Origin of the sequence: Vibrio sp. V10_P2A27P122, assembly GCF_963874335.1 — a bacterium.
GTDB lineage: Bacteria > Pseudomonadota > Gammaproteobacteria > Enterobacterales > Vibrionaceae > Vibrio > Vibrio anguillarum.
Window position 1 is genome coordinate 1 of sequence record NZ_CAWNHY010000179.1, and the last position, 3,105, is coordinate 3,105.

Here is a 3,105-nt window from a genome sequence, read left to right on the forward strand (position 1 = left end):
CTGGTTGGGCTTGAACCCTTACTGGCTGTGCCGTGTCAGTGAGGCGGCATTATAGGGAGAACGAAGATGAGTGCAAGCGGTTTTTAGAAAAAAGTACCTTCTGATAGCTCAAGTGAACAAAAAGACACCAAAGAGTTAAATATCGATTAATTAGCGACCTATTTCCCTCTCTAAATCTCCTTGTTATCACCAGAGCATTGAGGTGACACACTTCATATTGCGTGCTTTTCTTCGTCAATGAAAGCTCGCACTGAGGCAGTACAAAGAAGCATATTACTCATCACTATCGAAGAAATAAGAGATTCTAGAGCGTGGGTTAAGATAGTCTCGGATTTTATCCGGAAGTTTATGCGGAAGAATAGCATTAACAATTTTCAAATCTCGATCAGCTAAATCAATAATGGGCGCTTGGGTTCGCGGAACCGAAGGGTCGTAAATCAATACATTAGGATATAGTAAGTGGCTGGCGTTTACGGAGATGACTAACCCAACCATATTGTTAGAAAGCTGAACAACGGTTCCCGGAGGGAAAACGCCCATAAATTTAACCAATACGTTTAAGTTTTCGTTACTATATAAATGATTACAATGCTTATACATATAGGAAAGTGCAATATAAGGAATCTTCTGCTCTGCAACGATATTGGGATGACACAAATTATCAAATACATTCGCGACCGTAATGACCTGTGAAAGCTCATCAATAGCCGCTTCCTTTAAACCAAGCGGATACCCACTGCCGTCATTGAGTTCATGATGCTGTTCTATTACTCTCTTTGCACTTTCTGGAAAGCTATCGATATGACTCGCAATATCCAAACCATACTTAGTATGTAATTTGAGATAATTTTGTTCGGGCTCTGTCAGTGTTGTTTTCTTTCTAACAATCGCGGTGGGAACCTTAATTTTGCCTATATCATGAAACAGCGCAGCAAAAGCAAGTTCTTTGATTTTTTGAGCATCATACCCTTTCGCTTTTCCTATCATCATTGCAATGACCGAAACGTTGAGTGAATGAAAGTAGATGTCTTCAAACTCACTTTTGCCATTCATTAAATGCAGCGTAACGCTATCTTCACTCAGTAGCTTATCGACGATATCTTCAACCAAAATTGAAGCTTCATCTATCGCATCCTCTGGCCGATTGCGTATCTTGTTCATTACCGCACGCATACGGGATAGAGAACGCTCAAACTCTTTTTCACAGTTTAGAACTCGCCTACGATATGCGTTCAACTTTTCAATCCGTTTCTGCTTCTCTTCCCACAATTTTTCAGCCTCACTCTCCATCTCTGAAGATTCTTCTATGGCTTCCGGCTGCGTATTGACAGGTAAGGGTTGAGTATCGCTTTGCGCAGGATTGATATAAACATGTTGAATCCCCAAGTGTTTTATCAATTGAATCTGTTCTTGGGATTTAATCTTAAAGCTATTAAAAAGAAAGGGGTGTTCGTTCCACTTTACGGGCAACTTAATGTGCAGGCCAGGCTGCAATCTATCTACTGTGATTTTTATGCTTGCCACAATTTATATAACACCTTAAGTACTAAGTAGTTAATGAGTTTAAAAGAAGCCACTCAAAAGTTCATCAACTACATATTAGTAGTGTTGATATAAATGTGTATGGCTAGAAGCGAGAAATGTGCGCTGTTCAGTATAGAAGTATGTGAGGCTATCAAAAGAGTCTCATTTATCTAAGATAGTGGACTATTATTTCGAGGACAAAAACAACAAAGCCCCGACTTTCGTCGAGGCTTTGTTGTTTAAATTATGGTACCGGTGGGCGGACTTGAACCGCCACTCCCGAAGGAAACGGATTTTGAATCCGTCGTGTCTACCAATTTCACCACACCGGCATCTTGGGCATTGCCCTTTGATGGTTGGCATTATACGTAAGAAAGTTATTGGCGCAATAACAAAATATTGAAATACAAATCGTTTGCCGATATTTTCACCACAAACCTTCAAGCTGTGCGTCTCTTCTCTTTTCAGATCCTCTTCGAGGCTATATGCTGCTGCAATTTCGCGAATACAAAAGATGTTTAGATATGATGAGTAACTCTATTTCTCTACCGCCTGCCGGATTACTACGCCGATTTGGTGCGCTCATTTACGATGCATTAATCATCATTGCTCTTGAGATGATGGCTGCTGGTGTTGTCGTTGCTATATTAGAAGCTCTCGTTGCGTTGAATGTGATGGGCTATGGCTCGTATGCAGATGTCAGCGACCTTCTCACTCGTCATCCCATTTGGAGCTATGTTTACACATTTTACCTTGCCGCTGTCTGGGTCTACTTCTTCGTCTTTTTCTGGACAAGAGCAGGCCAGACATTAGGGATGCGTGCTTGGCGACTTTTGATAATTAACGAACAAGATGGAAATTCAATCAGCGCCACGCAAGCTTTAATACGTTTGTTCACCTCAGGCTTTGGCTTGGCAAACCTCACCGTACCCTTTGATCAACAAAAAAGAGGGTTCCAAGATATTTGGGCCAAAACGAAAGTAGTGGTACTTCCTAAAGTTAATTGAGTCGGAATAACAAAAAGGAAGGTTTGCCCTAATGCCGTTCACTTAAGGTGAGCGGCATTGTATTTTCTAGGATATCGGCTTGGCTTTTTCTTCACGACTCTAGGGAAGGCTCTTTCTCGCCTTGGCTCAAGTATTAAGCTCCCACTCATTGCATAGAAGTTTTGGAGTTGCCTCGGTATGGCTCCCGGTGACGAGTAGGGAAGCCCCACTATTAGGCGCATGATGTGGGCTAACGCTCCATTGAAGCTAAGTTGGTATGGCAAGTAGTCTCCATTCAACGTATTACACATCTGCACCATTTGATATCTGACTAAGTTGTATGTCAGTAGTATTCCCCAGAGCTCTTGTCTCACGAGCTCTGGGAGTCGGCTTCGCAGTGTAAGGCGGTTACCCAGCATGTATTGTTTTTGCTCTCGGTACCCCAGTTCAATTTCCCAACGGTATTCATATAAACCGACTATATCTGATTTGGGATAAAGCATAGGGTCAGCCATTGAGGTGAGAACATCGTATTGCTTCCCCTCTTTGACTCTCGTGATTAAACGTACCACAACCTCTTCTTCTAGCTCTGGCC

The 3,105-nt window shown here is 42.1% G+C and carries 3 protein-coding genes and 1 tRNA gene; 1 reads left to right on the forward strand and 3 read right to left on the reverse strand.

Translation table 11 applies throughout. From position 1 onward, the window contains the following. Positions 1–273: 273 nt before the first annotated feature. On the reverse strand, positions 274–1,524 hold the full coding sequence (locus AACQ17_RS08130; RefSeq protein WP_017045406.1) for an HD-GYP domain-containing protein: 1,251 nt from the start codon (positions 1,522–1,524) through the stop codon (positions 274–276). Between the two features lie 247 nt (positions 1,525–1,771). Further along, positions 1,772–1,856 (reverse strand) — tRNA-Leu (locus AACQ17_RS08135). Between the two features lie 153 nt (positions 1,857–2,009). On the opposite strand from AACQ17_RS08135, the gene AACQ17_RS08140 reads away from it, so the two are divergent. Then, on the forward strand, positions 2,010–2,531 hold the full coding sequence (locus tag AACQ17_RS08140; protein WP_081265531.1) for an RDD family protein: 522 nt from the start codon (positions 2,010–2,012) through the stop codon (positions 2,529–2,531). Positions 2,532–2,569: 38 nt separating this feature from the next. Here the strand turns inward: AACQ17_RS08140 and AACQ17_RS08145 are convergent. Beyond that, positions 2,570–3,105: transposase (locus AACQ17_RS08145; protein ID WP_141201440.1), on the reverse strand; the 536-nt coding region annotated here is incomplete at its 5' end.